The organism is Streptomyces sp. NPDC031100 (assembly GCF_055570785.1).
The window spans coordinates 318,510-345,183 of sequence record NZ_JBVIGN010000007.1 but is presented as its reverse complement, the minus strand read 5'-3'; the positions used below and the strand labels follow the sequence as shown (position 1 = coordinate 345,183).

Below are 26,674 nucleotides of genomic sequence, written 5' to 3'. Positions count from 1 at the left end.
CGGTCACCGGCTGCGGTGCAGCGCGACCAGCAACTGCCACACCTGGTCCGCCACTTCGTCCGGCTCGGCCGCCAGCAGCCCGTGCAGCCAGTCCGCGAGGACCCCCGCGAAGGTCGCCGCCACCGCCGAGGCGACCAGCGGGGCGTCCGCCGCGCCCGCCAGCTCGCGCTCGGCCAGGCTCCGGGCCCGCAGATCCCGGTGCAGCACCCGGCCGAGCGGCCCGCCGCCGCCCGGCGCGAGCAGGGACCGGTACAGAGCGGCGTGCGGGGCGAGCCCGGCGAAGAACTCCCGTAGCGCGGGCGGGGAGTTGACCGGGTCGGGCCGGCCCCGCCAGGCGTGCAGCGCGTCCACCGCCTGCCGTACGACGTCGGCGCACGCGTCGACCGCCAGCGCCTCCAGCCCGTCGTAGTGCACGTAGAACGTGGCCCGGCCCACCCCGGCCCGGCGCACCAGCGCGGCCACGCCGACCTCCTCCAGGGGGCGCTCGGCGCACTCCGCGAGCAGGGCCGCGCGCAGCCGGGCGCGGGTCCGCGCGGCCCGCGGGTCCTCCGGGGATGCCGGGGTCACCGCGCGGCGAGAACGGCGGCCAGGGCGACCGCGCCGGGCAGGGCCTGGGCGAACAGGATGCGGCGGTTGGCCGTGGCGGCGCCGAACACGCCCGCGACCACGACACAGGACAGGAAGAACACCTGCGCCCGGAACCCGGTCGGGCCGGCCGCGACCAGCCCCCACACCAGGCCCGCCGCCAGGAAGCCGTTGTACAGGCCCTGGTTGGCGGCCAGCGGCGCGGTCGCCCTGGCCATCTCCGGATCGAACCCGTGCAGCCCCCGCCCCGGTTTCTTCTGCCACAGGAACATCTCCAGCACCAGGATGTACCCGTGCAGCGCGGCCACCAGGCCGACCAGCACGTTCGCCACGATCTCCATGATCAGCGGACCTCTCTTCTTGGACAGGCGTCCAGGATAGCGGGACACCTGTCCAAGAAGTCACTCAGGGTCTGTGACACCCCTGCGCAACTCCCGCGCCCGTAACGCCAGCTGGATCTCGAAGCGGGCCACCGGTTCGTGCAGGAGCTCGCCGAACAGCTCGTCCAGCTGCCGCATCCGGTAGCGGACCGTCTGCGGATGCACCGCCAGGCGCGCCGCCACCTCCGCGACACCCCGGCCGGACTGGAGCCAGGCCAGCAGGGTCTCCGCCAGCCGCTCCCGCTGCGGCGGGCGCACCTGCTCCAGCGGGCGCAGCCACCGCTCGGCCATCGCGTCCAGCAGCGCGTCGTCGCGCAGGAGCAGCAGCGTGGACAGGTGGTCCTGGGAGCGCACCACCGAGCCCGACTCGTCCGTGCCGGGCAGGACACCCCGCCGTACGAGGTCCAGTGCCTCCGTGGCCCAGCGCAGCGACCGCGCGCCCTCGTGCAGCGCCACGGTGGGCCCCATCGAGGCGCGCAGCCCCTGCAGCGCCCCGGCCACCGCCCGCGCCCGGCCCGGCCCCTCCGGATCGGGCACCACCAGCAGGGCGGGCTGCACCTCGAACCGGGCGAGGAACTCCGGCGGCACGATCGGCGCCGCCCCCGGCCCCGGATCCACGGCCACCACCGCCAGAGCCCGCGGCACCGTCCAGCGCGCGGCATGGGCGAGATCGGCGATCGCCTCCGCCGAGGCCGGGGGATCGGCGGTCAGCAGGTCCACCAACCGGGCGCGCCGCTGCTGGAGTTCGCCGGCCGCGTGCAGCCGGGCCTCGGTGTACGCCGCGGTCGCCGCGGCCGCCATCTCGTCCAGGTGCAGGAAGAGCGCCTCGCCGAAGGCGCCCAGCACATGGCGGGGCAGCAGCCCGCCGTCCACCAGCGCGTTGACACGGCGCCAGGTCACCCGGGCGCCGAGCCGCAGCGCGGACTGGAACGAGTCGAGGCTGCGCCCCTCCTCGGCCTCCCCGCGGCCGATGCGCTCGTATGTCTCCTTCACCGGCTCCCAGTCGGTGTCCGGCTGGGCCATCCGCTCCAGCAACCCGCGCAGCGCGTGGTCCACGCCCCGGTGCACGGTCTGCATGTACGTGTCGTCCATGGGGCGCGCGTACTCCGGGATCCCGGTCCCGATCGCGCGGACGACCTCCTCGGTGATCTCGGCGACATACGGTCTGAGGCGGTCCGGCAGACCCGGGGGCAACGCCTTGAACGGGCCGCCCGTGTCGACACCCACCGCTGCGGCTCTCTTCGGCACATCCGTGACGATACCCGCGAGTAACCCCCGCGGGCTCATCACCCGGGAACAGTTGTCCCTGCCGGACTTGTGCGCCGGTGACAAACGAACCGGCTCACGCCCGCTCGGCGGCGTACACCCGCTCTCCTCCCACATAGGTGAGCGCCACGCTCGTCTCCGCGATCGCCTGCGGCGGCCCGGCGAACGGATCGCGGTCCAGCACCACCAGATCGGCGAGGGCCCCGACGGCCACCCGGCCGGTGTCGTCCAGGTGGTTCACGTACGCCGAACCGGCCGTGTACGCCGTCAGCGCGTCCGTCAGGCTCAGCCGCTCGTCCGGCAGGAACACCGGCCGGGCGCCGCCCGGTTCCACGCGGTTGACGGCGACATGGATGCCCTGGAGCGGATCGGGGCTGCTCACCGGCCAGTCGCTGCCCGCCGCGAGCCGCGCCCCCGAGCGCTGCAGCGCCCCGAACGGATACTGCCACCCGGCCCGTTCGGCCCCGAGGAACGGGATCGTCAGCTCGTCCATCTGCGGCTCGTGCGCGGCCCACAGCGGCTGGATGTTGGCGGTGGCGCCGAGCCGGGCGAAGCGCGGCACGTCGTCCGGATGCACCACCTGGAGGTGCGCCAGGTGCGGCCGGGTGTCGCTGGGCCCGTTCGCCGTGCGCGCCGCCTGGACGGCGTCCAGCGCGTCCCGTACGGCCCGGTCGCCCAGCGCGTGGAAGTGGCACTGGAAGCCGAGCGCGTCCAACTCGGTGACGTACTTGGGTAGTTGGCCCGGGTCGATGAAGCTCTTGCCGCGGTTGGCGGTGGCGCAACCGCACGTGTCGAGGTAAGGGTCGAGCAGCGCGGCCGTGTGGTTCTCGGCGACCCCGTCCAGCATCAGCTTCACGGTGCCGGCGCGGAACCGGCCGTGGCTGAACGCGGCGCGTTTCTCTACAAGTTCGGGGATCTGTTCGGCCCCGCGCTCCCGGTCCCACCACAGCGCGCCGGTCACCCGCGCCGTGAGCGAGCCGTCCCGGGCCGCCGTCAGATACGCCCCGGCCGGGTCGTCCATGCCGAGGAAGTCCCCGATCAGCGCGTCCTGCCAGGCGGTGATGCCGAGCGCGTGCAGATGCCGCTGGGCGTGCAGCAGCGCGGCCAGCCGGTCCGCCGCGGTGGCGGCCGGTGTCAGCCGGCCGACCAGCTGCATCGCGCCTTCCTGCAGCGTGCCGCTCGGCTCGCCCGAGGCGTCCCGCTCGATCCGCCCGTCGGCCGGGTCGGGCGTGTGCCGGTCGATGCCGGCCAGTTCCAGCGCGCGGCTGTTGACCCAGGCGCCGTGGTGGTCGCGGTTGGGCAGGTACACCGGCCGGTCCGGGACGACCGCGTCCAGCAGCTCCTTCGTCGGCGTCCCGCCCTCGAACGCCTCCATCGACCAGCCGCCGCCGAGGATCCACTCCCGTTCGGGGTGGGCCTCGGCGTACGCGCGTACGGCGGCCACGGTGTCCTCGGCGGTCGTCCTGCCGGTCAGGTCGCACTGGGACAGTTCCAGCCCGGCCGGCACCGGATGGACGTGCGCGTCCTGGAGGCCCGGCAGCAGCAGCCGCCCGGCCAGGTCGACCACCTCCGTGCGCGGCCCGGCCAGCTCGCGCAGCTCGCCGTGCCCGACGGCGGTGATGCGGTCCCCGGTGACGGCCACGGCGGTGGCGGTACGTCCCTCGGGAGTGAGGACGGGGCCGCCGGTGAAGAGCAGATCAGCGTGCATGATGCCTTTCCTGGAAGGTCAGTTGGGGGTGGTCAGAAGCTGCCGGGAGTCGGCGTCGGTGCCCTCGCCGGTGCGGAAGTACGGTGACCGGCGCACCCACTTCGCCCACGCGGCCACGACGAACCCGGACGCGATCATCACCAGCGGCATGAGCAGCAGGAACCAGCCGTTGTCCGCGCTGACCTCGAAGCGGTCGGCGGAGGTGTAGAAGGACCAGCCGAGGTAGCCGCCGAGGCCCAGCAGGGCGAGGGCGCTCAGCACGGGCAGTACCACCGCCCGTACCCCCTGCCGCCAGTCCTGGCGCAGCAGCGAGCGGAACCGGACGGCGGCCGCGAGCGCGGTGAGCGCGTAGGACAGGGAGACGACGATGCCGACGGCGTTCACCGTCGCCATGATCATGTCGGCGAGGCGCGGGATCACCAGGGCGAGCACCGCCACCGCCGTGGCCAGGGCCCCGACCAGCAGCGTCCCGGCCGCCGGCGTTCCGTACCGGGAACTGACCTTGGACCACACCGGCCCGAGGGTACGGTCCCGGCTCATCGCGAACATCCCCCGGGCCGTCGGGATGACCCCGGCCTGGAGCGAGGCCACCGCCGAGAACATCAGCGCCACCAGCGGCAGCGCGGCCAGCGGCTGCGCGGCCAGCCGCTCCCCGAAGTACGCCAGCCCCTCGGCTCCGTGCCCGGCCAACTCGTCCTCGGACAGCACCCGTTGGAAGGCGACCGAACCGAGCAGGAAGAGCCCGAGCATGGTCACCAGGGTGATCAGCCCGGCCCGGGAGGCGTCCCGCGGGTCGCGCACCTCCTCGTTGACGGTGAACGCGGCCTCGAACCCCCAGTAGCAGAACACCGACAGCAGCAGACCCTGCGCCAGCGCGGTCGCCGAGGGGATCGCGAACGGGTCGAACCAGGAGAGCCGGAAGGGATGCGAGCCGGTGACGATGCCGTAGCCGCAGAAGCCCAGCAGCACGACGTACTCGAAGACCAGCAGCCAGGTCTGCAGCCGGGCCGCGGTGCGGACGCCGGTCACGGCGGTCAGGGTGACCACGACCAGGACGACGATGCCCACCGCCGTCGTCTGTGCGGTCGAACCCGGATCCAGGGCGAGCGAGCCGACCCGGTGCAGCCCCGCGTCCCCGGCCAACTGGAGCAGCGCGGAGCCGGTGACCGCCGTGGTGTACGCGAGGAACGCCAGGCTCGCCACGAAGTTGACCCAGCCCACCATGAAGCCGAGCCAGGGACTGAGCGAACGGCCCACCCACACATAGCCGTTGCCCGCGTTCGGCTCCACCCGGTTCAGCCGGGAGTAGGAACCGGCGATACCGAGAATCGGCAGGAACGCCAGCAGCATGATCGCCGGCAGATGCAGGCCGACCACGCCGGCCGTCACACCGAGACCGATGCCGATGCTGGTGGTCGCGGCCGTACTGGACGCGGCGACGGCGACGCCGTCCAGCACGCTCAGGGACTTGCGCAGCTCGGGCTGCGCGGGGGGATCCACACCGAAGGGGGTCTCGCTCATCGCCGGCTCTCCGCTCGCACCGGGGGGCCTGGTCGGCCCCGGTGACCGCAGATGAAACCGCTCGTGCACTTCACAGGTCAACGGTGTTGTCATAAGGTGCCGGGCACACCCGAGGGAGGGGTCCCATGAGCGACCGTGTCGTCCCGCCCGCCGCCCGCCGGCGCAGGCGCCCCACCAAAGAGGGCGTCGTGCTGTCCGAGGAGCTGATCGTCGAGACCGCGCTTCGGCTGATCGAGGAGCACGGCGCCGACGCGCTCTCCGTCCGCCGCCTGGGCCGGGCCCTGGGCGCCGACCCCAGTTCCCTGTACCGGTACTTCCGGCACACCGACGACCTGATGCTCGCCATCGCCGACGAGCTGATCGGCCGCACCCTGCGCGTCTGGCGGCCCACCGGCGACTGGCGCGCCGACCTGCGCGACCTCGGCCTGCGCATGCACGCGGGCGCCCTCGCCCACCCCCGGGCCGCGATGCTCAGCGCCCACCGCGTCACCGGCCGGGCGCACGAGATCCAGGCCGTCGAGAGCATGATCGGCGTGCTGCGCCGGGCCGGATTCCCGGATCCGGAGGCGGTACGGATCTACCACGCCTTCGTCGACCAGGCCCTCGCCTTCGGTGCCCTGGACTCCGCCGTCGCCGCCCTGCCCCGGGCCGCGCAGCAGGCCGAGGCCGAGGTGTGGCGGGACACCTACGCCCGCCTGCCCGCCGACACCCACCCGCACATCGCGGCCACCGCCCGCCATCTGGTGGCCTCCATGCGGACCAGTTCCTACCCGGCCGCCCTGGACCTGCTCCTGACGGCGGCCCAGACACGCCTTGATCACCTCCGTGCACAGACGGAAGGCTGACGGTCACACTGGACGCCGTCCGCACGTCATACGAGCTGAAGCCCATGTCCGAGGAGGCCGTACGACCATGACCCCGCCGCCCGCCCGCACCGCCGAACAGCGCAAGAAGGACACCCTCCACCGGCTGGAGAACGACGTCGACGCCTGGGTCGCCACCGCGGGCGAGGACGCCGGCGCGCCCTACCTCGTCCCCCTGTCGTTCGTCTGGGACGGTGCCGCCCTGCTGATCGCCACCCCGGCCGCGAGCCCCACCGGCCGCAACCTGCTGGCCACCGGCAGGGCCCGCCTCGGCATCGGACCGACCCGGGACGTCGTGATCATCGAGGGCGTCGTCCGGGCCGTGACCCCCGAGGACCTGCCCGAGGAGGACGCCGAGGTCTTCGCCGGCAAGACCGGCTTCGACCCGCGTCAACTCGCCACCCGCTACCTGTACTTCAACGTGCTCCCGCAACGCATCCAGGCCTGGCGCGAGGCGAACGAGCTGGAGGGACGGGAGCTGATGCGCGACGGGGAGTGGCTCGTCGCCGACTGAACGCGCCGGCCGTGGGTCAGTTCCGGCCGTTCTTCTCGGCGACCGGCCAGGAACCCGTCGACCGTGCGATGGCCTTGGCGCCCGTGCGGTCGACGGCACTGCGCACCACCGCGAAGATGGCGCCCTGGACCGCCGCAGCGAGCAGAACCTCGCCCCAGCCGCGGTCCGGGTCCAGCGCGTCGGGCGGGTTCTCCTCGTGCCGGACCGCCAGCCACGCCTTGCGGAACGCGAGCCCCGCCAGCGCCCCGCCCGCCCAGCTGAGCACGAATCCGAGGGGCGCGTAGACGAGCGGGAGCTTCTTTTTCCTGTACTTCGCCATGGGTGACTTCTTCCTCGTCCCGCACCCCTCAAGCGGGAGGCCCGCGCGGCGCCACCCGTTCGCCCGGGCACACGGGACCGCTCTGCGGGCGAGGCACACAAGAGAGCCCCGCCGCGACGGGGGAACGCGGCGGGGCCTGACGCACGGTTGCCCGCTCGGAAGCCGGTTCATGCCTCAGCGAAACAGATTTTTCTAAATCGAGGCGGTTCCCGGCCTGAATCAGCTCTCGTCGAGGGGCTCCAGGACGAAGAGCGGGATCACCCGGGAGGTGTTCTTCTGGTAGTCGGCGTACGGCGGGAAGGCGGCCACGGCCCGCTCCCACCACTCGTCCTTCTCCGCACCGGTGACCTCACGGGCCTTCAGCTCCCGCTTGACCGGGCCGTCCTGCAGTTCCACGTGCGGATCGGACTTCACGTTGAAGTACCAGACGGGATGCTTGGGCGCCCCGCCGAGGGAGGCGACCGCGGCGTACTTCCCCTCGTGCTCCACCCGCATCAGCGGCGTCTTGCGGATCTTCCCGCTCCTGGCGCCCCGCGTGGTCAGGACGATGACCGGCAGCCCGGTGTCCCGCAGTGTCGTCCCCTCCGTCCCGCCGGAACTCTCGTACAGCTCGACCTGTTCGCGCACCCACTGGGTCGGGCTGGGCTCGTACTCGCCCTCGAGTGGCATGGGATCCGTCTCCTTCGTCGGTCCAACGGCTGACGTGTGACCGGCTTCAACATCCGAGGCCGCCCGATTCATCCGTATCGCGCGGCTCTTCACCCGGGAGGGTGAGCACCCAGCCGGTCATCGAGATCCGCTCACCCCGGTGTCACGGTCATCCGTACCGCCAGCACCAGCATCACGCCGCTGGACAGCAGCGCCGTCACCAGCCGCCCCCGCAGGCCGGTGAGGACGCGTCCGAGCAGGGCGCCGCCGCCGGCCAGCAGCAGCTGCCAGCTCGCGGAGGCGGTGAAAGCCCCCAGGACGAACACCGTCCGCTCCAGCGGCCGAACCGCGTCCGCGGTGCTGGTCCCGATCACCAGTGCGGCGAAATAGATCACCGTGACGGGGTTCAGCAGGGTGATCCCGAGAAGGCCGAGATATGCGCGTCCCGCGCCGGGAACCGGCCGCTCGGGGCGGGTGGTCAGCCGGTGGGCGCGGTACTGGCGCAGGGCGAGGACCGCGCCCCACACCGCGAGGACGCCGAGGACCAGGGCCGAGGCCCAGCGCAGCGGGGTGAGCACCGGCCGCAGCGTTGCCGCCAGGGCGGAGCCGCCCGCCGCGGCGAGCAGCGCGTAGAGGCCGTCGGCCGTGGCGACGCCGAGTGCGGCGCAGGCGCCGGTGCGCAGCGAGGTGCGCGCGGTGAGGGAGACCAGATACGTCCCGACCGCGCCGACCGGCACGGCGATGCCGTACCCCGCGAGCAGGCCCGCGAGCAGCGCGGCCGTCACGGGCGCGCGGGGCCGGGCCTTCGCCGACAGCCGGGCTGCTGCTGACCCCGCACCGGAGACACGGCGGTGGTGGTCGGAGGCACACTGGTATCCGTAAGCAACAACATGGGCAGATCCTCGGGCCGCCCCCGGAGCGGCGGCAAACGAATTTCGGCGCGATCCCGCCCCCGCTGACCCGGCATTCCGGCCAGATCGCGCCGACCGCTGATCTGGCCGAACTTGTCGTCGCCTCATAGATGCCTCGGGCATCTAATGAAGATCGGTACGACGCACTTCTTTCGTCTGTGAGGTCTTTCCATGACGGAACTGACGGACACCACCGGCCCGGCGATCCCGGTCGAACCCGTCGCCTTCCCGCAGGACCGCACCTGTCCCTTCCATCCCCCCACCGGATACGACCCGCTGCGCGACGGGCACGGCCTGTCCCGCGTCACCCTCTTCGACGGCCGGGAGGTCTGGGCGGTCACCGGCCACGCCACGGCCCGGGCGCTGCTCGCCGACCCCCGTCTGTCCACCGACCGCACCCGCGACGGATTCCCCGCGCCCACGGCCCGCTTCGCGGCCGTCCGCGACCGCCGCGTGGCGCTGCTCGGCGTCGACGACCCCCTGCACCAGACGCAGCGGCGGATGATGATCCCGTCGTTCACCGTCAAACGCGCGACCGGACTGCGGCCCACGATCCAGCGGATCGTCGACGGCCTCCTGGACGCGACGATCGAGAAGGGCCCGCCGGCCGAGCTGGTCTCCGCCTTCGCCCTGCCCGTGCCGTCCATGGTGATCTGCGGGCTGCTCGGTGTGCCGTACGAGGACCACGAGTTCTTCGAGGAGCAGTCCCGCAGGCTGCTGCGCGGCCCGACGGCCGCCGACACCCAGGACGCGCGCGATCGGCTGGAGACGTACCTCGGCGGTCTGATTGACCGCAAGGCGCAGCAGGCCGAGCCCGGCGACGGGGTCCTGGACGACCTCGTCCACCAGCAGCTGAGCGAGGGCGCGCTGGACCGGCACGACGTGGTCTCGCTGGGCGTCATCCTGCTGGTCGCGGGGCACGAGACGACCGCCAACATGATCTCCCTCGGCACCTACACACTGCTCGAGCACCCCGACCGGCTGGCCGAGCTGCGCGCGGACCCGGCCCTGCTGCCCGCCGCCGTCGAGGAGCTGATGCGGATGCTGTCCATCGCGGACGGCCTGTTGCGCGTGGCCCTGGAGGACATCGAGATCCACGGCACCACGATCGGGGCCGGAGACGGCGTCCTCTTCGCGACCTCGGTCATCAACCGCGACGCCTCGCTCTACGACGATCCCGACGTCCTGGACTTCCACCGCCCCGCCCGCCACCACGTGGCGTTCGGCTTCGGCATCCACCAGTGCCTGGGCCAGAACCTGGCCCGCGCGGAACTGGAGATCGCCCTCGGCACCCTGCTCCGGCGCCTTCCCGGGCTCCGGCTCGCCGCACCCGCCGAGGAAATCCCCTGCAAACCCGGCGACACGATCCAGGGGATGCTGGAACTCCCCGTGACCTGGTAAGAGGCTCGACCCATGCACATCGAGATCGACACAGACGTCTGCATCGGCGCGGGCCAGTGCGCGCTGACCGCGCCGCGCGTCTTCACCCAGGACGACGACGGCTACAGCATGGTCATCCCCGGCCGCGAGGACGGCGCGGGCGACCCGATGGTCCGGGAGGCGGCACGCGCCTGCCCGGTGAGCGCGATCACCGTGAAGGAGACGGCAGGCTGAGGCGGGCTCAGCCGGCGGCCGCCACCAGCACCCGCACCGCTTCGCGGGCCTCGGCCGCCGGCCGGGCGCTGCCCGTCACACCCGCCGTGACCATGGCCCCCTCGGCCAGCAGGAACAGGGGAGCGGCCAGCGCGGCGGGCAGTCCCGCATCGGCCACGAGGCCGGCTAGGTAGCCCCGGAACGCCTCCTTGTGCGCGCGTACCTGCTGCGTCACCCGGTCCGACGTGGCGCCCAGCTCGCCGTAGGCGTTGATCCACGCGCACCCGCGAAAGCCGTCCTCGCCGAACCACCCTTCCAGCCAGTCGAACACGGCCGGGATCCGCTGCCGAGGGTCCGGCTGGCCTGCCACATACGCGGCGAGCCGCCCGCGCCAGCGCTCGTCCCGCCGGGCCAGATACGCCTCGACGAGCTGCTCCTTGGTCGGGAACAGCTGGTAGAGCCGCTTGAGCGACACCCCCGAGGCGCCGCGCAGCTCGTCCATGCCCACGGACTGGATGCCGCGGGCGTAGAACAGCTTCTCCGCGGCGTCCAGCGCCTGCTCCCGGGCGACCTCGCCGTCCATCGGCGACCCCCACTCCTTGACGAGAGAACGAACGTTCTCCTACCGTAGCAGCCCAACGGAGAACGCTCGTTCTCCCCTGCTGTCCGAGCCGAGGAGCAGCCCATGACCGCCCGCCCGCCCCTGCCGCCCTTCACCCGCGAGACCGCCGCGCAGAAGGTCCAGGCCGCCGAGGACGCCTGGAACACCCGCGACCCGCACCGGGTGGCGCTCGCCTACACGGAGGACTCGGTCTGGCGCAACCGCGACACCTTCGTCACCGGACGCGCCGAGATCGTCGCGTTCCTCACCGCCAAGTGGGAGCGCGAACTCGACTACGCGCTGCGCAAGGACCTGTGGGCCTTCGACGGCAACCGCATCGCCGTCCGCTTCCAGTACGAGTGCCGGGACGCCGACGGGCAGTGGTGGCGCTCGTACGGCAACGAACTCTGGGAGTTCGACGAGCACGGTCTGATGGCCCGGCGGGAGGCGAGCATCAACGACCTGCGCATCGACGAGAAGCAGCGGCGCATCCACGGACCGCGGCCCGAGGCCGAGCGGGGGCTCACCTTCCCGCTCCAGTAGGGTGCCCGGATGACCCCACAGGCCGAGAAGCCCTTCCTCTACGTCGTCGTCTGCGCCGCCGGGATCGCCTCAGGAGTCATCAAGCTGATCACCGCCGCACACGAACGGGGCTGGGAGGTTGGGGTCATCGCCACACCGGTCGCCATGGGCGGCTTCTTCGACACCGCCGCCGTCGAGGCGCAGACCGGCCGCCCCCTGCGGTCGGCCTGGCGCTCCCCGGCCGACCCGCGCCCCTTCCCGCCGCCGGACGCCGTGGTGGTGGCCCCCGCCACCTTCAACACGGTCAACAAGTGGGCGGCGGGGCTCGCCGACACCCTCGCCGTCGGCACCCTGTGCGAGGCGGCGGGGCTGGGCGTGCCGATCGCCGTCCTGCCCTGCGTGGCGGACGCGCTGGCCGCCCACCCCGCCTACCAGGACAGCCTCATCCGGCTGCGCGGGATGGGCGTCCGCTTCGGCGAGCCGTACTCCGGCCCGCCCGAGGAGGACGGCGGGCGGCCCGAGTTCCCCTGGGAGAGCGCACTGGACCTGCTGGAGCGGCACTGACAGTGCGTCAGCGCACCTTGCGGACGTACTCCGCCTTGCCCGGTGTGGAGACGTTCACGTCCCGGCGGACGATGCTCAGCCGGCCGCCCCAGTGGGCCAGCGCCTTGCGCAGACCGCCGTCGGTGTACTCGATGTCCACCACCCGGTCGTCGAACGCCTTGGCGTACACCCCGCACTCGTCGTACTGCCCGCACTCCTCGGCGACCGCGAAGTCCAGCCCGGTCCGCCTGCGCTGCCCGGCCAGTTCGGCGGTGTTCTTCTGCCCGACAGCCAGCTTGCGGGCGTGCGCATGCCCGGAGAGCAGGCGCATGAACGCGGTGGCGTCGGACGATGTGAGCAGGCCGCGGGAGCGGGTGTAGCTGTCGTAGTTGTCGGGCTCCACGGCGTCGAAGCCCTTCTTCGCACAGCCGTCGACCCATCGGTTCACGCGCTCCGCCACGCGCTCGCGCTTGGCCGGGGTGCGCAGGTCGAGCAGCGCCTCGTTCCAGTCCTCGTCGATGACGACCTTGCCGCGGGCGTCGCGCAGCAGCAGGTCGGCGGGCCAGGAGGAGCGCTCCTGCGGCTGGGCCTGGAAGGCGTTGACGTAGCAGATGTTGTACAGGCCCGGCGCCGGGGAGTCGGACCGGTCGCGGCTGACGATCCCGACACCGGCGGGCGGGGGATAGGCGCCGCCGATCTGGTAGTCGAAACCGGCGTGGCGCGGTGGCAGGCGTACGGCGGCGGGCTTCTGGGACGGCTTCCCGGGCGCGCCGCCAAAGACGCAACCGGTCAGTGCCGACGCCGCGACGGCGAGGGCGAGCAGCGCGGTGCCGACGGTCGTCCCGGGACCTGAGACACGGGAGACACCCTTGGCGGGCACATCCGCTCCATTGATCACGTGTCAGGATCCAACCGTTCGCGCGCCGCCGCAGTCAAGTGGGCGCCGGAGCACCCCGTACGCTCCTGAGTGACCATCGTCCCCGAAGGCAGGAGCAGCAACGATGCAGTACGTGAAGCTCGGTTCGACGGGCCTGGACGTGTCGCGGATCTGTCTGGGCTGCATGACCTACGGGCTGCCCGACCGCGGCGTGCACGAGTGGACGCTGGACGAGGAGGCCTCCCGTCCGCTCATCCGGCAGGCGCTGGACGCGGGCGTCAACTTCTTCGACACCGCCAACGTCTACTCCGACGGCACCAGCGAGGAGATCGTCGGCAAGGCCCTGCGCGACTTCGCGAACCGCGACGAGATCGTGCTGGCCACCAAGGTGCACGGCCGGATGCGGCCGGGCCCCAACGGCGGCGGCCTCTCCCGCAAGGCGATCATGTCCGAGATCGACCACAGCCTGCGCCGCCTCGGCACCGACTACGTGGACCTCTACCAGATCCACCGCTACGACCACGCCACCCCGGTCGAGGAGACGATGGAGGCGCTGCACGACCTGGTCAAGGCGGGCAAGGTCCGCTACATCGGGGCCAGTTCGATGTACGCCTGGGAGTTCTCCAAGGCCCAGTACACCGCCGAGCGGCACGGCTGGACCAAGTTCGTGTCCATGCAGAACCACTACAACCTGCTCTACCGCGAGGAGGAGCGGGAGATGCTGCCGCTCTGCGCGGACCAGGGCGTCGGCGTACTGCCCTGGAGCCCGCTGGCCCGCGGCCGGCTCACCCGCGACTGGGGCACCGTCACCGAGCGCAGCGCCCAGGACAACTTCGGCAGCCGCCTCTACCTGGAGAGCGACCGCTCCATCGTCGAGGCCGTCACCCGCATCGCCGGCGAGCGCGGTGTCCCGCGCGCCCAGGTGGCCCTCGCCTGGCTGCTGCACCAGGACACGGTGGCCGCACCGATTGTCGGCGCGGCCAAGCCGCAGCACATCGAGGACACGGTGGCCGCCGTCGAACTGGAACTGAGCGACAAGGAGATCGAGCAGCTGGCGGAGCCCTACACCCCGCGCGCGATCAGCGGCCACTGACCGTTCAGTGCGGTCCGTGCGGCGCGAACTCCGTGCCGCACGGACCGGCACCTTCGCTCTCCGGCAGCGGGACAAGTTCGCCGGACATGGTCAGTGTCCGGTAGTAGCCGCCGATCCGCTCGGCCGAACGGCCCGCGTAGTGGCCGATGAAGGAGCGCCGGAAGCGGTCGGCGCTGCGGTTGGGACCCGAACCGTGGACCAGGCTGCCGTTGAAGAACAGCACGTCACCGGGCGCCAGGTCCACGGGCACCGGGGATAGGCCGGGCGGCGGCGGGACGTACTCGCGGGCGAACGACAGCTCCTCGTCGGCCACCTCGGGACAGAACAGGTCCATCCGGTGCGTGCCCGGGACGACTTCGAGGCCGCCGTTGTCCCGGTCGATGACGTCGCAGGCGACCCACGCGGCCACACAGGTGCCCGGCTGCACCCGCAGATAGAAGTTGTCCTGGTGCAGCGCCTGGCCCCGGGCACCCGGCGGCTTGAAGTAGTACATGCTCTGCGCGGCCAGCACCTCCTCGCCCAGCAGCACCTCCAGCACCGTCCGCAGCCGGGCGTCCAGCAGGAACCGCCGGGCCGGCGCGCTGAGCTCGTGCGGCTGCATCACCCGGGGATACCGGCGCAGCGGGTCGGGGTCCGCGGGCAGCGGCTCGAAGTGCCCGGGCACCAGCCCGGCCGCGTGCAGCGCCGCGAAGGAGTTGCGCAGCCGCTCGATCTCGTCGTACCCGAACAGTTCGCGCACGACGGTGAAGCCCTCCGCCTCGAACTGCCGCCGCAGTGCCTCGGGCCGGATGGTGCCCGTCTCCGTCATGGTTGTGCTCCTCGTCGGCCTGTTCCGTCACCGACCTGCCACGCTAGGCCGACGTGTCCCCGGGGAGGATGCCCATGCATGCTGACGGACTGCCCCAGGCCGCTGCCGGGGCGCCGTCCCCGCCGCCCGGCCTCGTGGTGACCGGCCGCTACGACCAGGGGCCCGGGTACGGGGTCGACCGGCCGCGGGGGTCGGACAGCTGGCTGTTCACCTTCACCACGGGCGGGCGCGGCGTGGTCCGGCAGGGCGGCGCCCGTGCCGACGCGCTCCCCGGGCACCTGGTCGTGCTCGCCCCGGGCGTCGCCCACCGCTATGCCGTGGCGCATGGTGCCCCGCACTGGCGGTTCTGGTGGGCGCACTGCCAGGCACGGGTGTCCTGGACGCCCTGGCTCGGCCCGTACGCCATCGCCGACGGCCTGTACATCGTCGCGCCCGTGCCCGGGGCCCTGCACGGCCGCATCGAGGCCGCGTTCGGCCGGATGCTCGCCGACGCCCGCCGGCCCGCCGAGGGCACCCCGCCCGGAGCGGACCCGGTGGCCGTGGCCCAGGGCAGCCTGGCGTGCGAACTGGCCCTGTGCGCGCTGGAGGAGGTCGTGCTGCTCGCGGCCTCCGGCGCCCGCGTACCGGTACCCGGGCCGGGGGCCGACGCCCGGGTGCGGCACGCCGAGGAACTGATCGCCGCCGACCCGGGCGCCCCGCACACCGTCCGCTCGCTCGCCGAGAGCGTCGCCCTCTCCCCGTCCCGGTTCGCCCACCTGTTCACGCAGCGGACCGGCAGGCCGCCCATGCGCGCCCTGCGCGAGGCCCGGCTGCGGCACGCGGCCCGGCTGCTGGAGGTCACCGACCTGACCGTGGAGCGGGTGGCGGCGGCGTCCGGATTCCCGAGCCCCTTCCACTTCAGCCGGGTCTTCCGTGCGCGTTACGGAGTGCCGCCGGGCGCCTATCGGGCGGGTGAACGCCCGTAATCCACTGCAAAGGCTTTCCTTGACGAAAGGTCAAAGAACAGCCCGCCGAACGGCATGTTGAGAAGTGGGAGATCTCTTGTTCGCCGACGTCGGGCTGTGCAAAAGTGTGCGCTGTCGGCGTGCAGACACATGGAATTTCCGCTGCATGCGCCAGGTCGCTCCCGTACGCCCCCCACGCTTCAAAAGAGCTGCCCAGGCGGACGTTCGAGATGCCGAATACCGCCATACCTCTTGGTATGGACTAATTCCCGTGTCGCGCCCGGAGGAATGCAGCCGTGAATGACGCAGGCTCGTCGGATTCCGCCCCCAACGCCCGCCGGTTCGATGTCTCGGACGAGCAACTCAGCGCCGAACTGAAGCGGTGGACGGGAACGACACCCTCGCTCCATCCGGTCGGTGAACTCCTGGACCGGCACTGGGAAGCGGCCTTCGCCTACGCCCGGTTGTGCACCGACGGACCGCGAGCCGCCGGCATGCTCACCACCGCCACGTTCACCCGGCTGTTCGGCGAGTCCCTCAGACAGGCGGGCCCGTCCGCCGCCTGGCGACCCAACCTGCTCGTCACCGTCCGCCGGATCGCGGCCGAGTGGGACGGCGACGGCCGCCAGGAACTGCTCCACCCCGCGCTGCGGCAGGGCACCGGCAGCGGGGAGCGTGCGGCCGCCCGGCTGCTCCCGCCGTCCGGCCGGCGACTGCTGTCCCGAGCGTTCCAGCGGCTGCCCCAGTCCGCGCGCGCCGTGCTGTGGCACACCGAGGTCGAGTCCGAACCCCTCGCCGTCCCCGCCGCGCTGCTGGGCCTGGACGAGGAGGAGACCCGCATCGAACTCCGCCGCGCCCGCGAACGGCTGCGCGAGGAATGCCTCCAGGCCCACCGGGAACTCGCCCCCGAGACCGAGTGCCGGCGCTATCAGCGCATGCTGGACGTGACCTTCCGGCGCGGCGGGTTCGCCGTCGACCCCGATCTGCAGCAGCACCTGAACGGGTGCCGGCACTGCATGCAGACCGCCGACCAGCTCGCCCAGTTCAACGCCGGGCTGGGCCTCGCGCTCGCCGAGGCGGTCCTCGGCTGGGGCGCCCACGCCTATGTGGAGTCCCGGGCGGCCCGCGCCGAGGAGACCACGGTCCCGGAACCTGCACCGGCCCCCTTCGCCCCCACGGGCGGCGAGGCCTTCTTCCCCGCCGCACCGCCCATGCCCCCCGTGCCGCCGACAGCCTCGCCGGCAGCCCGGTCGGCCGCCTCCGGCATACCCGGCCCGTCGCGTCGTTCCACGCACCGGGCCGCCCGCCGCGCCCGCCGCCGCAACCTGGCCCTCGCCGTCGCCACGGTGAGCGGCCTGGTCGTCCTCCCGCTGGTCCTGTGGTCGGTGCTGGGCTCCGGCGACGACCGGGCCCCGGCCCCCGGCAGCTCGCCCTCCCGGACGCCGGGCAAGGACTCCGCGACGCCGGGTCCGTCCTGGGCCGGCGCCCACGGGACCACCCGGGGCGCGCTGCGCGGCCGGCTGCACAACCTCGCCTCGGGCCTGTGCGTGGGCGTCGTCGGCAACAAAGCGGTCAAGGGCGCCGAGACCGAACTCACCACCTGCTCCTCGGCGGCGACCCAGCAGTGGTCGTACGAGACCGACGGACTGCTGCGCAACGCCTCGGCCCCGGACCTGTGCCTGGACTCCCACCTCGGCTACTCGGTCCGGCTCGCCCCCTGCTCGGCCACCGGCAGGGCCGCCAAGGACATCCGCTACGACTTCACCCTCCAGGGCGCCCTGGTCCCGCGCTCGGACCAGGACCTGGCGCTGACGCCCGCCGCGACCGACGGCTCCGGCGCCCTCGTCCTCAAGAACCGCGCCGTGGCCTCCGCCCAGCGCTGGACCATCGACACCGCCAAGCCGGACCTCCAGATGGAGATCGTCAACTGGGACACGGACGACACCCCGTCGCCCACGCCGTCCCCGTCGGCGACGGTCACTCCCAAGGCCTCCAGGACGCCTTCGCCGAGCCCGACCCCTACGGCATCCAAGTCCAGCCCCACGCCGACGAGTTCCGCCACCCTCGACTTCTGCTCGGCCTACCCGGACTACTGCACCTGGGACGGCGGCGGGTACGGCGGCGGGCGGCGCCACCGCTGAGCCGCCCACGGGCTCAGTGGTGGAGCGGCGGGGGAGGGATCGTCCCGAGGCCCGGGGCCGGTTCGGGCCACACCAGCAGGACCGGGCAGGGCGCGTGGTCGACGGCGAACCGGACGGCCGGGCCCAGGCTGCGCGGCCCGAGCCGGGAGCGGTCGCCGTCCCGGGCGAGCACCAGCAGATCGGCCCCGTCGGCGGCGGCCACCACCTCCCGTTCGACGCGCCCCATCCGCTCCTCCTGGAGACACGGCCGTCCCAGCCGCTCGGCCGCCGCGGCCAGGAGCCGCACCGCCGAACTCTCACCGAGTGCCTCCAGCCGGTCGCCCGGGTCGTGTTCGCGATGGCCCCGGCCGAGGAGGCCCGCGTACGCGCCGTGCGCCACCCCGGGCACGTCCGGGCCGGTCACATGCAGCAGCACCACCTCGGAGGTGTGCGGGGCGTGCGTGCGGACGGCGTCCACGCAGGCGGGCCAGGTGCCCTCGACGAGCCAGGCGATCACATGCATCCGGCCGGCCTCCCTCGGCTCAGAGCCTGTGTCATATCCCCGGCCGGGCGCGCGACGCCTGGCACGCACTCCCCCACTGCCTTAAGGGCGTGGGGGGACCCCCAGCCGCGTTGCCGAACCACCCACGTGGCTCCGCCACGAGGGCGCTCCGGCGCCTTGCGATCGCACGCACCAGACGCCGCGCGCTGATCCGACCGGGGATATGACACAGGCTCTCACGGAATCCCTCGGAGCAACTGCAGCGACCCCCACAGTGCCACCACCGACGCGGCCAGCGCCGAGGGCACGGCGATCAGGCCGAGCCGGGTGAACTCCCCGAGGTCCACGTCGTGCTCGTGCTGCTGCACGATCCGCCGCCACAGCAGGGTGGCCAGCGACCCGGCGTAGGTCAGGTTCGGGCCGATGTTCACCCCGAGCAGCACCGCCAGCACCGCGCCGGAACCCTCGGGAGCGGCGAGCGGCAGCAGCACCAGCACCGCCGGCAGGTTGTTGATCAGGTTCGCGAGGACGGCGGCCAGCGCGGTGATCCCGAGCAGCGCGGGCAGCCCCGTGCCGCCGGGCAGGACGTGCCCGAGCGCGTCCGCCAGCCCGTTGTCGACGACCGCACGCACCACGATGCCCAGCGCGAGCACGAACGCCAGGAAGGCCGGTGCCGCCGCACGGACGACCGTGACGGGGCTCGCCTTCCGGCGCACCAGCGCCCGCCCGGCCAGCACCAGTGCCCCCGCCGTGGCCACCCACGCCGGGTCCACCCCGAACGCCGACGCCACCACGAACCCCGCGAGCGTGGCGCCCACGGTCGCCAGCGCGAATAGCGGCAGCCGCGGCGCCGCCCTGGTGTCCCCGCCCAGCGGGGCGGCCGCCGCGAGGTCCCCGGCGAAGAACCGCCGGAACACCAGGTACTCGGCGCCGATCGCCACCAGCCAGGGCAGGGCCATCAGCGCCGCGAACCGGGTGAAGCTCAGCCCGCTCGCCGCGAAGGCGAGCAGGTTCGTCAGGTTGGACACGGGCAGCAGCAGTGAAGCCGTGTTCGACAGATGGGTGCAGGCGTACACGTGCGGTTTCGGCCGGACGCCCGACCGTGCGGCGGTCGCGAAGACGACCGGGGTGAGCAGCACGATCGTGGCATCCAGGCTCAGCACGGCCGTGATCGCCGACGCGAGTGCGAACACCGCGGTCAGCAGCCGCCCGGGACGGCCCTCGGCCCAGCGGGCCATCCACGCCCCGCACGCCTGGAACAGCCCCTCCACAGCGCAGAAATGGGCGAGCACCAGCACCGCCGCCAGGAACCCCACCACCGGCCCGAGCCGTTCCGCCTCGGCGCGGGCGTGGTCCGGCGAGATGGCTCCGGTGGCGATCGCGATCCCGGCCGCCGGGACAGCCAGCACCGCCTCCGGCCACCCGAAGGGCCGTACGACGGCCCAGGCGAGCACGGCGACGAGCAGAACAGCCGACAGGGCCTCGGCGAGCGGGGTGTTCAGGGCGGGTCCTCCGGATCGATCAGGTGGTGCCCGCCCATGAAAACAAACGACCGGGCACGGACTACGAGGACCGGGTGCCCGCCGCGCCCAGGAACTCCTCCCAGCCGCCCACGGGAGCCTGACCCGGCACCAGCGTGCGCAGCTTGCGCAGTACGGCCGTGTCCTGGGCCTCCAGCCAGGCCACGAGCTGCTTGAAGGACACGAACCGCACGTCGTCGTACTCCGCCATCTTGCCGATCGCCTCCTCGACGGCGTCCATGTAGATGCCGCCGTTCCAGCGCTCGAAGTGGTTGCCGACGAAGAAGGGGGCGCGGTTGCTCTCGTACGCCCGCCGGAACCCGTTCAGATAGGTGTCCCGGGCCTGCGCGCGCCAGGCGTCGTACTGGGCACGGTCGCCCAGGGGGTTCCCGCCGGACTGGTTGAACATCAGGTTGTAGTCCATCGACAGCACCTGGAAGGAATGGCCGGAAAACGGTATCGACTGCAGCGGGAAGTCCCAGATCCGGCCGCCCTGCACCTTGCCCGGCCAGATCTGCAGCCCGCCGGGGGAGCTGGCGTCGTACTTCCAGCCGAGCTCGGCCGCGGTGGGCAGCAGATTGGCCTGGCCCTCCAGACAGGGGGTGCGGCCGCCGATCAGCTCCTTGCGGTAGTCGAACGGCAGCGGGTCCAGGTCGGTGAAGCCGGTGTTCGTCTTCCACTTGGTGACGAAGTCGACGGCCTGGTCTATCTCGCTGCGCCACTCGGCGGGCGACCACTTGCGCACGCCGTTCGCGCCGCAGAAGTGCCCGTTGAAGTGGGTGCCGATCTCGTGGCCCTCCAGCCAGGCGGCCCGCACCTGCTGAATCGTCGCGTGGATGTGCCGGTCGGCGAGGTAGCCGATGTCGGAGGCGCCGACCGCGTGCTGCGGCGGACGGTACAGGCTCTTCTTGGACTCCGGCAGCGTGTAGATGCCGCTCAGGAAGAACGTCATCTTCGCGCCGTGGTCGGTCGCGACCTTGCGGAACCGGGAGAACAGCTTGTTGCTCAGCTCTCCGGCGCCGTCCCAGGAGAACACCACGAACTGCGGGGGCTTCTGGCCCGGCTTCAGCCGGGTCGGCGTCGGCTGGTGCGGCTGCGCGCCGGTGTCGGCGGTGGACCCGTCGCCGATGGGCTTCACCGGCCGGCCCTGCGTGGTGCCCTTGCCGTACGCCGGGTCCTTCCCGTCGACGGACAGTCCGGTGCCGGAGGAGCAGGCGGACAGGGCCCCGAGGGCGCCCGCAGCTGCCCCCGCCGTCAGCACACGCCTGCGTGAGATGCCGCTCATCTTCATCCCCGATTTCCTCGTCACGGCTCCCTGCGGAGCCTTCTCGCTGTGCGGTCGAGGGGTTCGATGAGGGGACTTCGAGGAAAGATCGCGGCGGCCGGGACGTGTTGCCGTCCTGTGACAGTTGTGGCGCGCTCATGACGAACCGGTGCGCTCATGACGAACCCCGCTGCCCGGGGGGGCGGACAGCGGGGTTCTGGCGGGGGGATCTGGTGGGACGCGCCGTCAGGTCAGGCGCCGGTGCCGGAGTTGAAGACGGTCAGGAAGACGGAGGAGGAGTTGCCGGAGACGGGGACCGATCCGGCCGTCCACGCCACCTTCAGCGGGTCCCGCTCGTCCGGCGGGGTGATGAGCAGCGCGGCCGGCGCGGCCGTCTTCGCACCGCTGATCTCCGGGTTGGAGAAGGTCAGACCCGCCCAGGCGCTCTGTCCGGGCCGGAGCGTGACCGTCACGGCCGAGCCCGAGGAACGCTTGGGGTCCGCGCCCAGCTGGCTGCCGGAGGCGTTCACGAAGGCCGCGCCCGGAAAGCCGCGCAGGGTGCAGGTCCGGGCGGACTTGTTGGTGAGCACGAGGGGGAAGTTCTCCTGCCCGGCGCCCGGGTTGTTGCGGCCGACGGAGGCGCGCAGCTCGGAGGTGTGGCAGCGGGCGCTGCTGCCGCCGGTCTTGGTGCCCGTGTCCGACGGCGAGGCCGCCTGCGGGGCGGGAGCCGACTTTCCGCCTCCCGGGGCCGAGGCACCGGAGGCGGAGTCGGAGCTGGGGGCCGAGCCGCCCGTGGCCTCGGTCGCCGGACCGGCCGTGCCCGACACCGTCTCGGGTGTGGAGTGGCTGTCCTGGCTGCCGCAGCCGGTCAGGAGGCCCAGGACGGCGAGGGCGCCCGCGAGCAGGGTCCCGCGCTGCCGGGACCGGGATGAGTAGGCCATGGGGATCGACACTCCTGGATCGTCACGGCACGCGGCCGAGGTGTGCATTCGGCGCCGGGTGCGCCGCCATCACGTGCGATGCGCGGGCCACCGGAAAAGTTCGGAACTCACGGTGTTCTTTTCCCCGCGGTGACGGTGATCTCTCCCCGCCGCGACGGCCGGCGTTCTGCTCCGCTCTGTCAGGTGACCCGGAGCGAGCGGAGTATGCCGTCGGTCGCGTCCGCGTCACCCTGCTGGCGCACCTGTACGTACACCTGCGGCTGAGCGGAGTCGTCCGCCGGGCCGAGCGCGGACTCGGTCACCGAACCGCCGTCCGGACAGGCGGTCCAGGTCCGGATCCGGCCGCGCCACTCGGCGCTGGTGAAGGCGCGGCTGCCGGAGTAGCGGCAGCCGGAGTGGGCCAGGGCGTTCACCCGGTCGGCCACGTCCCCGTGCTCACTGACCCCGACGAACACGCCGTCGACCGCGGCCTTCAGGTCGGACCAGTGCGCCAGGTCGCCGGCGACCACCAGGCCCGGCTCGTGCCCGGCCGTCAGCCCGAGCGTGTGCGGATCCCAGCCGGAGTCGCGCAGCTGCCGGGCCCAGCCGGCCGGCACCTGCACGACGACCCGGCCGGTGGAGTCCTTCACCACCGTCCGGTCGGCGGTGCCGGGCCGCTGGAGCACCAGCGTCACCGTGACGGCGGCGGCCGCGGCGGCCAGCACCGCGGCCGCCACCAGCGTCCCGGTACCGAGCCGGCCCCGGACGCCGTCGAGCCGCCTGACGGCCCGCACACCGGAGGCCGCCGCCAGCCGGTCCAGCTCGTCCGCGAACGCCTGCGCCCCCGGCCAGCGCCGCTCCCGGTCCGGCTCCAGGGCGCGCAGCAGCGCCCGCTGCACGTCCTCGCCCAGGTCCGGCCGCAGCCGCACGGGCGGTACGACCTTCCCGGGCGGCCCCGGCACGGTCCCGGTGACCAGCTCGTAGCCGACCGCGCCCAGGCTGTAGACGTCGGCGCGGGCGTCGATGCCCTCCCCCGGCTCGGCCTGCTCCGGCGGCTGATAGCCCGCCGAGCCCGCCGCCAGCGTGAGCTGCGAGGCCTGCGCGAGGCTCTTGGCCAGCCCCAGGTCGGCCAGCAGCAGGCGCCGTCCGCCGTCGGGGGCGGTGTGCAGCAGCACGTTGGTGGGCTTGATGTCGCGGTGCACGATGCCCGCCTCGTGCAGCGCGGCGGCGCTCCGGGCGGCCTGCGCGGTCAGCCTGAGCGCCTGGGGGACGGGGAGCGGGCCTGCCGCCAGCAGATCGGCGAGGGTGCCGCCGTCGGCGTACTCCATCACGAAGTACGGCCTGCCGTCCGGCAGTTCGCCGATGTCGTAGACCTGCACCACCCGGCTGGAACCGGCCCGGCGCAGCAGCCGCGCCTCGGACAGGAAGCGCTCCCGGACGTCGAGCCGGTGCGCCCAGTTCTCGGCGAGGACCTTCACCGCCACCGGGGCGTCCAGCTCGTCGTCGTGTGCGAGCCATACGGTGGCGAAGGCGCCGGAGCCCAGGCGTCGTTCGAGGCGGTAGCGGCCGATCCGCTCCAGGGAGTGCATACGACTATCATGCCTGCCCTGAGATCGACTCCGAGGGGGACCCTGACGTGCAGAACGGGGTGACGGCCGAAGACCTCGCCCGGCGTGCCGCGGCCGGCGACCGAGCGGCCCTGGACCGGCTGCTGACCGAGCTGCGGCCGGAGGTCGTGCGCCGCTGCGGGCGCTTCCTGCCCTGCCGGGAGGACGCCGAGGAGGCCGCCCAGGACGTGCTGCTCCAGGTGGCCCGGCACATCTCCGCCTTCGAGGGCCGCAGCCGCTTCAGCACCTGGCTGTACACGGTCGTCGCCAACTGCTGCCGGATGAAGTACCGCGAGCTGAAGCGGCGGGCCGCCGAACAGCCCGTGGTCATCGAGCCCGCCGAGCACGTCGACCCGCGCACCACCAGCGTCATCGCCGGCTCCCGGATCGATCTGCTGGAGGCCCTGGACCGGCTCGAGCGCGAGCACCCGCATCTGGTGGCGCCGCTGGTCTACCGGGACATCTGCCAGCTGGAGTATGCCGAGGTCGCCGAGCGCATCGGCATTCCCCTCGGCACGCTCAAGTCGAGGCTGCACGAGGCCCGCAAACTGGTGCGGCCCTGGCTGCGGGGCTACTGATCTTCTTCGATCAGTGACAGCTCCGCCCAGATCGTCTTCCCCTCGGTGGTGTGCCGGCTGCCCCAGCGCTGGGTGAGCTGGGCGACCAGCAGCAGCCCTCGGCCGCCCTCGTCGAAGGTCTTGGCGCGCCTGAGGTGCGGGGCGGTGTGGCTGGTGTCGGACACCTCGACGATCAGCGTGGCCGGGTCGTGGATCAGCCGCAGCCGTATCGGGTGGGAGCCGTACCGGATGGCGTTGGTGACCAGCTCGCTCACCACCAGCTCCGCCGTGAACCCGATCCCGCTCCGCGACCAGCGCTCCAGCTGCTCCACGACCTGCTTGCGGATCGGTGCGACCAGCGCCGGATCGGCGGGGATGTCCCAGGTCGCCACCTGGGAGGCGGCCAGCCCCCGGGTGCGGGCCAGCAGCAGCGCCACGTCGTCGGCGGTGCCGCTCGGCGGCAGCAGGGCGTGCAGGATGCGGTCGCAGGTCTCGTCCAGGGAGCCCGCGCTCACCCGCAGCGCCTGGAAGAGCACCTGCCGGCCGGTGTCCCCGGTGCGCTCCCGGGACATGACCAGGCCGTCCGTGTACAGGGCGAGGACGGTTCCCTCGGGCAGCTCCACCTCGGCCGACTCGAAGGGCAGGCCGCCCAGGCCCAGGGGCGGACCGGCGGGCAGGTCCAGGTGGCGGGCCGCACCGCCCGGCTCCAGCACCACGGGCGGCGGATGCCCCGCGCGGGCGAGCGTGCAGCGCCGCGACACCGGGTCGTAGACGGCGTACAGACAGGTGGCGCCGACCTCGCCGGGGCTGCCGTCGCCGCCGGACTCCTCCGACAGCCGGACCACCAGGTCGTCCAGGTGGGTGAGCAGCTCGTCCGGGGCCAGGTCGATGTCGGCGAGGGTGCGGACGGCCGTGCGCAGCCGGCCCATCGTGGCCGAGGCCTGGACGCCGTGCCCGACGACGTCCCCGACGACCATCGCGACCCGCATCCCGGACAGCGGGATCACGTCGAACCAGTCGCCGCCCACCCCCGCCCGGGCCGCCGGGAGATAACGCGAGGAGGCGTCCAGGGCGGCGGTGCGCGGAAGCGTGCGGGGCAGCAGGCTGCGCTGGAGCGCGAGGGCGGTCTCGCGCTCGCGGGAGTAGCGGCGGGCGTTGTCGATGCAGACGGCGGCCCGGGTGGTGATCTCCTCGGCCAGCAGCATGTCGTCGTCGGTGAACGGGTCCGGGCGCCGGTGCCGGGTGAGCACCGCGACGCCGAGGGTCAGCCCGCGCGCCCGGATCGGCACGGACATCGAGGAGTGGATGCCGAACTCCCGGACCCGCTCGAGGCGCGTGGTGCTCCAGTCCAGCCACTGGTCCATGTCGCCGGCGGCCACCGAGGTCCGGATGGTGCGGCCCGCGGTGAGCGAGTCGGCCTGCGGGGAGAAGTCCGGGTACACCTCGATCTGCCCGGGCTCCGCCACCGCCTCCGGAACGCCCTTGAGGATCGACTGGTGGGCGACCCGGCGCAGGTTCACCGGGGCCGTGAGGCGGGCCGGGGGCTCGCCGCCGTACTCCTGCGGGTCCAGCAGGTCGATGGTGACGAAGTCGGCGAGCACGGGCACGCACACGTCCGCCAGCTCCTGCGCCGTCCGGGCGACGTCGAGGGTGGAGCCGATGCGCACGCTCGCCTCGTTCACCAGTTGCAGCCGCTGCCGGGCCCGCTGGATGTCGGTGACGTCGTGCGCGGCCAGGCACACGCCCCGTACCCGCCCCTCGGCATCGGTGACCGGCGCCATCCGGGCCAGCCAGGCGTGCGTGCGCTCCTTGCCACCGGTACGCAGATAGGTCTGGACATCCAGTGGCTGCCCGGTGGTGAGCACCCGGAGCAGGCTCTGTTCCAGCTCCTCGCTCTGCGGATCGCTGCTGATCTCGGTGAGCCTGAGGCCTCGCACCCGCTCCTCGGGCAGGCCCGCGATCTCGGCCATGGCCGTGTTCATCCGGTGCAGCCGCAGTTCGGCGTCGTACACGGCGACGGCGCACGGTGACTGGACGAGGCCCGCCACAGCCAGCGGATCGTCCGCCGCGGGAAGCTCCTCGCCGGTCAGCGGGCTCACCACCAGCCAGCCGCCGCCATGGCCGTCGCGCGCCGGCCGGCGGTGGGCGAGCAGCCACACGGAGACCGTACGGCCGTCCCGGTGGCGCAGTGCGACCGTCCCCTCCCAGCGCGGGCCGACGGGCACGGGCGGGGTACCGTCCCCGGCCAGCAGCCGGGCCGCGGGGCGGCCCACGACGGCGTCCGCCGGGTGGCCGAGCAGGCGCCGCGCGCCTTCGTTCCACTCCACCAGCGTGCCGTCGTCGTCGATGACAGCCCGGGCCGTCGCCGCATCGTCGAACGGATAGACCCGGCTCATCGTCGCCGCTCCCAAGCGCACACTCACAGTGAACAGGTGGCATCACTTGCGTTCCAGCGTAGTGCGTCCCGCACGTCCGTGAACCGCAACCA

At 73.0% G+C, this 26,674-nt stretch carries 27 protein-coding genes; 10 read left to right on the top strand and 17 right to left on the bottom strand.

The annotated features are described in order from the left end of the window. Positions 1-3 precede the first annotated feature (3 nt). From ACZ5DS_RS21900 to ACZ5DS_RS21880, 5 genes are all read right to left on the bottom strand, one after another. Complete coding sequence (locus ACZ5DS_RS21900; protein WP_468241032.1) at positions 4-567, bottom strand: TetR/AcrR family transcriptional regulator; 564 nt, start codon at positions 565-567, stop codon at positions 4-6. Next, positions 564-926, bottom strand: coding sequence for a DUF1304 domain-containing protein (locus ACZ5DS_RS21895; protein WP_468241285.1), 363 nt, complete (start codon positions 924-926; stop codon positions 564-566). The genes ACZ5DS_RS21900 and ACZ5DS_RS21895 overlap by 4 nt, the downstream gene beginning before the upstream one ends. Positions 927-986: 60 nt before the next feature. Next, positions 987-2,213, bottom strand: coding sequence for a PucR-like N-terminal domain-containing protein (locus tag ACZ5DS_RS21890; RefSeq protein ID WP_468241030.1), 1,227 nt, complete (start codon positions 2,211-2,213; stop codon positions 987-989). A 94-nt stretch (positions 2,214-2,307) separates the two neighbouring features. Continuing rightward, positions 2,308-3,939: an amidohydrolase gene (locus tag ACZ5DS_RS21885; RefSeq protein WP_468241028.1), complete on the bottom strand. Its 1,632-nt coding sequence runs from the start codon at positions 3,937-3,939 to the stop codon at positions 2,308-2,310. 18 nt (positions 3,940-3,957) lie between these two features. Then, positions 3,958-5,460, bottom strand: coding sequence for an APC family permease (locus ACZ5DS_RS21880; RefSeq protein ID WP_468241025.1), 1,503 nt, complete (start codon positions 5,458-5,460; stop codon positions 3,958-3,960). Between the two features lie 125 nt (positions 5,461-5,585). Here ACZ5DS_RS21880 and ACZ5DS_RS21875 point away from each other — a divergent pair, with 125 nt between their 5' ends. After that, entirely contained in the window at positions 5,586-6,305 is a 720-nt protein-coding gene (locus ACZ5DS_RS21875; RefSeq protein ID WP_468241023.1) for a TetR/AcrR family transcriptional regulator, read from the top strand. Between the two features lie 67 nt (positions 6,306-6,372). Then, positions 6,373-6,837 carry a pyridoxamine 5'-phosphate oxidase family protein gene (locus ACZ5DS_RS21870; RefSeq protein ID WP_468241021.1) on the top strand — a complete coding sequence of 155 codons (465 nt, stop codon included), beginning with the start codon at positions 6,373-6,375 and terminating at the stop codon, positions 6,835-6,837. Positions 6,838-6,853: 16 nt separating this feature from the next. Here the strand turns inward: ACZ5DS_RS21870 and ACZ5DS_RS21865 are convergent, their stop codons facing one another. From ACZ5DS_RS21865 to ACZ5DS_RS21855, 3 genes are all read right to left on the bottom strand, one after another. Next, entirely contained in the window at positions 6,854-7,156 is a 303-nt protein-coding gene (locus tag ACZ5DS_RS21865; RefSeq protein ID WP_468241019.1) for a DUF4235 domain-containing protein, read from the bottom strand. A 219-nt stretch (positions 7,157-7,375) separates the two neighbouring features. Continuing rightward, entirely contained in the window at positions 7,376-7,825 is a 450-nt protein-coding gene (locus ACZ5DS_RS21860) for a nitroreductase family deazaflavin-dependent oxidoreductase (protein WP_468241017.1), read from the bottom strand. Positions 7,826-7,956: 131 nt separating this feature from the next. Continuing rightward, entirely contained in the window at positions 7,957-8,589 is a 633-nt protein-coding gene (locus ACZ5DS_RS21855; protein WP_468241014.1) for a LysE family transporter, read from the bottom strand. Positions 8,590-8,886: 297 nt separating this feature from the next. Between ACZ5DS_RS21855 and ACZ5DS_RS21850 the strand changes: the two genes are divergently transcribed. Together ACZ5DS_RS21850 and ACZ5DS_RS21845 are read left to right on the top strand one after the other, a co-directional pair. Then, positions 8,887-10,116: a cytochrome P450 gene (locus tag ACZ5DS_RS21850; protein WP_468241012.1), complete on the top strand. Its 1,230-nt coding sequence runs from the start codon at positions 8,887-8,889 to the stop codon at positions 10,114-10,116. 12 nt (positions 10,117-10,128) lie between these two features. Continuing rightward, complete coding sequence (locus tag ACZ5DS_RS21845; protein ID WP_468241009.1) at positions 10,129-10,329, top strand: ferredoxin; 201 nt, start codon at positions 10,129-10,131, stop codon at positions 10,327-10,329. A 7-nt stretch (positions 10,330-10,336) separates the two neighbouring features. Here the strand turns inward: ACZ5DS_RS21845 and ACZ5DS_RS21840 are convergent, their stop codons facing one another. Further along, positions 10,337-10,891: a TetR/AcrR family transcriptional regulator gene (locus ACZ5DS_RS21840; RefSeq protein WP_468241007.1), complete on the bottom strand. Its 555-nt coding sequence runs from the start codon at positions 10,889-10,891 to the stop codon at positions 10,337-10,339. 102 nt (positions 10,892-10,993) lie between these two features. Between ACZ5DS_RS21840 and ACZ5DS_RS21835 the strand changes: the two genes are divergently transcribed. Both ACZ5DS_RS21835 and ACZ5DS_RS21830 read left to right on the top strand, forming a co-directional pair. Next, the gene (locus ACZ5DS_RS21835; RefSeq protein ID WP_468241005.1) at positions 10,994-11,452 is read left to right on the top strand and encodes a nuclear transport factor 2 family protein; all 459 of its coding nucleotides are present in this window, start codon (positions 10,994-10,996) and stop codon (positions 11,450-11,452) included. 9 nt (positions 11,453-11,461) lie between these two features. Then, positions 11,462-11,995, top strand: a complete 534-nt coding sequence (locus ACZ5DS_RS21830; RefSeq protein WP_468241002.1) for a flavoprotein — start codon at positions 11,462-11,464, stop codon at positions 11,993-11,995. Positions 11,996-12,002: 7 nt separating this feature from the next. On the opposite strand, the gene ACZ5DS_RS21825 is transcribed toward ACZ5DS_RS21830, so the two are convergent. Beyond that, a complete protein-coding gene (locus ACZ5DS_RS21825; protein WP_468241000.1) occupies positions 12,003-12,854 on the bottom strand; it encodes an endo alpha-1,4 polygalactosaminidase in 852 nt (283 codons plus the stop codon). A 121-nt stretch (positions 12,855-12,975) separates the two neighbouring features. Between ACZ5DS_RS21825 and ACZ5DS_RS21820 the strand changes: the two genes are divergently transcribed. After that, a complete protein-coding gene (locus tag ACZ5DS_RS21820; protein WP_468240998.1) occupies positions 12,976-13,944 on the top strand; it encodes an aldo/keto reductase in 969 nt (322 codons plus the stop codon). A 4-nt stretch (positions 13,945-13,948) separates the two neighbouring features. Here ACZ5DS_RS21820 and ACZ5DS_RS21815 read toward each other — a convergent pair whose 3' ends face one another. Next, positions 13,949-14,752 (bottom strand): phytanoyl-CoA dioxygenase family protein, encoded by an 804-nt coding sequence (locus ACZ5DS_RS21815; RefSeq protein WP_468240995.1) that lies wholly within the window; start codon positions 14,750-14,752, stop codon positions 13,949-13,951. 74 nt (positions 14,753-14,826) lie between these two features. Here ACZ5DS_RS21815 and ACZ5DS_RS21810 point away from each other — a divergent pair, with 74 nt between their 5' ends. Together ACZ5DS_RS21810 and ACZ5DS_RS21805 are read left to right on the top strand one after the other, a co-directional pair. Next, positions 14,827-15,717, top strand: a complete 891-nt coding sequence (locus ACZ5DS_RS21810; RefSeq protein WP_468240993.1) for a helix-turn-helix domain-containing protein — start codon at positions 14,827-14,829, stop codon at positions 15,715-15,717. A gap of 275 nt (positions 15,718-15,992) precedes the next feature. Then, positions 15,993-17,837: an RICIN domain-containing protein gene (locus ACZ5DS_RS21805; RefSeq protein WP_468240990.1), complete on the top strand. Its 1,845-nt coding sequence runs from the start codon at positions 15,993-15,995 to the stop codon at positions 17,835-17,837. Between the two features lie 13 nt (positions 17,838-17,850). Here ACZ5DS_RS21805 and ACZ5DS_RS21800 read toward each other — a convergent pair whose 3' ends face one another. The 5 genes from ACZ5DS_RS21800 to ACZ5DS_RS21780 form a co-directional block, all read right to left on the bottom strand. Next, the gene (locus ACZ5DS_RS21800; protein WP_468240988.1) at positions 17,851-18,339 is read right to left on the bottom strand and encodes a universal stress protein; all 489 of its coding nucleotides are present in this window, start codon (positions 18,337-18,339) and stop codon (positions 17,851-17,853) included. Positions 18,340-18,554: 215 nt separating this feature from the next. Next, on the bottom strand, positions 18,555-19,820 hold the full coding sequence (locus ACZ5DS_RS21795) for an arsenic transporter (protein WP_468241283.1): 1,266 nt from the start codon (positions 19,818-19,820) through the stop codon (positions 18,555-18,557). A gap of 61 nt (positions 19,821-19,881) precedes the next feature. Beyond that, on the bottom strand, positions 19,882-21,123 hold the full coding sequence (locus ACZ5DS_RS21790) for a polysaccharide deacetylase family protein (protein WP_468240985.1): 1,242 nt from the start codon (positions 21,121-21,123) through the stop codon (positions 19,882-19,884). Between the two features lie 230 nt (positions 21,124-21,353). Continuing rightward, positions 21,354-22,043 carry a DUF4232 domain-containing protein gene (locus tag ACZ5DS_RS21785; RefSeq protein ID WP_468240982.1) on the bottom strand — a complete coding sequence of 230 codons (690 nt, stop codon included), beginning with the start codon at positions 22,041-22,043 and terminating at the stop codon, positions 21,354-21,356. Between the two features lie 179 nt (positions 22,044-22,222). Beyond that, positions 22,223-23,611 carry a serine/threonine-protein kinase gene (locus tag ACZ5DS_RS21780; protein ID WP_468240979.1) on the bottom strand — a complete coding sequence of 463 codons (1,389 nt, stop codon included), beginning with the start codon at positions 23,609-23,611 and terminating at the stop codon, positions 22,223-22,225. Between the two features lie 47 nt (positions 23,612-23,658). On the opposite strand from ACZ5DS_RS21780, the gene ACZ5DS_RS21775 reads away from it, so the two are divergent. Then, positions 23,659-24,207: an RNA polymerase sigma factor gene (locus ACZ5DS_RS21775; protein WP_468240976.1), complete on the top strand. Its 549-nt coding sequence runs from the start codon at positions 23,659-23,661 to the stop codon at positions 24,205-24,207. Here ACZ5DS_RS21775 and ACZ5DS_RS21770 read toward each other — a convergent pair. Next, complete coding sequence (locus ACZ5DS_RS21770; protein WP_468240974.1) at positions 24,201-26,582, bottom strand: SpoIIE family protein phosphatase; 2,382 nt, start codon at positions 26,580-26,582, stop codon at positions 24,201-24,203. The two genes, ACZ5DS_RS21775 and ACZ5DS_RS21770, sit on opposite strands and share 7 nt — an antisense overlap. Positions 26,583-26,674: the final 92 nt, after the last annotated feature.

What these genes read in the sequence shown, in the direction of transcription:
- ACZ5DS_RS21895 (WP_468241285.1), bottom strand. Translation starts at nt 926, where the DNA reads ATGGAGATCGTGGCGAACGTGCTGGTCGGCCTGGTGGCCGCGCTGCAC.
- ACZ5DS_RS21885 (WP_468241028.1), bottom strand. Translation starts at nt 3,939, where the DNA reads ATGCACGCTGATCTGCTCTTCACCGGCGGCCCCGTCCTCACTCCCGAG.
- ACZ5DS_RS21880 (WP_468241025.1), bottom strand. Translation starts at nt 5,460, where the DNA reads ATGAGCGAGACCCCCTTCGGTGTGGATCCCCCCGCGCAGCCCGAGCTG.
- ACZ5DS_RS21875 (WP_468241023.1), top strand. Translation starts at nt 5,586, where the DNA reads ATGAGCGACCGTGTCGTCCCGCCCGCCGCCCGCCGGCGCAGGCGCCCC.
- ACZ5DS_RS21870 (WP_468241021.1), top strand. Translation starts at nt 6,373, where the DNA reads ATGACCCCGCCGCCCGCCCGCACCGCCGAACAGCGCAAGAAGGACACC.
- ACZ5DS_RS21865 (WP_468241019.1), bottom strand. Translation starts at nt 7,156, where the DNA reads ATGGCGAAGTACAGGAAAAAGAAGCTCCCGCTCGTCTACGCGCCCCTC.
- ACZ5DS_RS21860 (WP_468241017.1), bottom strand. Translation starts at nt 7,825, where the DNA reads ATGCCACTCGAGGGCGAGTACGAGCCCAGCCCGACCCAGTGGGTGCGC.
- ACZ5DS_RS21850 (WP_468241012.1), top strand. Translation starts at nt 8,887, where the DNA reads ATGACGGAACTGACGGACACCACCGGCCCGGCGATCCCGGTCGAACCC.
- ACZ5DS_RS21845 (WP_468241009.1), top strand. Translation starts at nt 10,129, where the DNA reads ATGCACATCGAGATCGACACAGACGTCTGCATCGGCGCGGGCCAGTGC.
- ACZ5DS_RS21840 (WP_468241007.1), bottom strand. Translation starts at nt 10,891, where the DNA reads ATGGACGGCGAGGTCGCCCGGGAGCAGGCGCTGGACGCCGCGGAGAAG.
- ACZ5DS_RS21835 (WP_468241005.1), top strand. Translation starts at nt 10,994, where the DNA reads ATGACCGCCCGCCCGCCCCTGCCGCCCTTCACCCGCGAGACCGCCGCG.
- ACZ5DS_RS21830 (WP_468241002.1), top strand. Translation starts at nt 11,462, where the DNA reads ATGACCCCACAGGCCGAGAAGCCCTTCCTCTACGTCGTCGTCTGCGCC.
- ACZ5DS_RS21820 (WP_468240998.1), top strand. Translation starts at nt 12,976, where the DNA reads ATGCAGTACGTGAAGCTCGGTTCGACGGGCCTGGACGTGTCGCGGATC.
- ACZ5DS_RS21815 (WP_468240995.1), bottom strand. Translation starts at nt 14,752, where the DNA reads ATGACGGAGACGGGCACCATCCGGCCCGAGGCACTGCGGCGGCAGTTC.
- ACZ5DS_RS21810 (WP_468240993.1), top strand. Translation starts at nt 14,827, where the DNA reads ATGCATGCTGACGGACTGCCCCAGGCCGCTGCCGGGGCGCCGTCCCCG.
- ACZ5DS_RS21800 (WP_468240988.1), bottom strand. Translation starts at nt 18,339, where the DNA reads ATGCATGTGATCGCCTGGCTCGTCGAGGGCACCTGGCCCGCCTGCGTG.
- ACZ5DS_RS21790 (WP_468240985.1), bottom strand. Translation starts at nt 21,123, where the DNA reads ATGAGCGGCATCTCACGCAGGCGTGTGCTGACGGCGGGGGCAGCTGCG.
- ACZ5DS_RS21785 (WP_468240982.1), bottom strand. Translation starts at nt 22,043, where the DNA reads ATGGCCTACTCATCCCGGTCCCGGCAGCGCGGGACCCTGCTCGCGGGC.
- ACZ5DS_RS21780 (WP_468240979.1), bottom strand. Translation starts at nt 23,611, where the DNA reads ATGCACTCCCTGGAGCGGATCGGCCGCTACCGCCTCGAACGACGCCTG.
- ACZ5DS_RS21770 (WP_468240974.1), bottom strand. Translation starts at nt 26,582, where the DNA reads ATGAGCCGGGTCTATCCGTTCGACGATGCGGCGACGGCCCGGGCTGTC.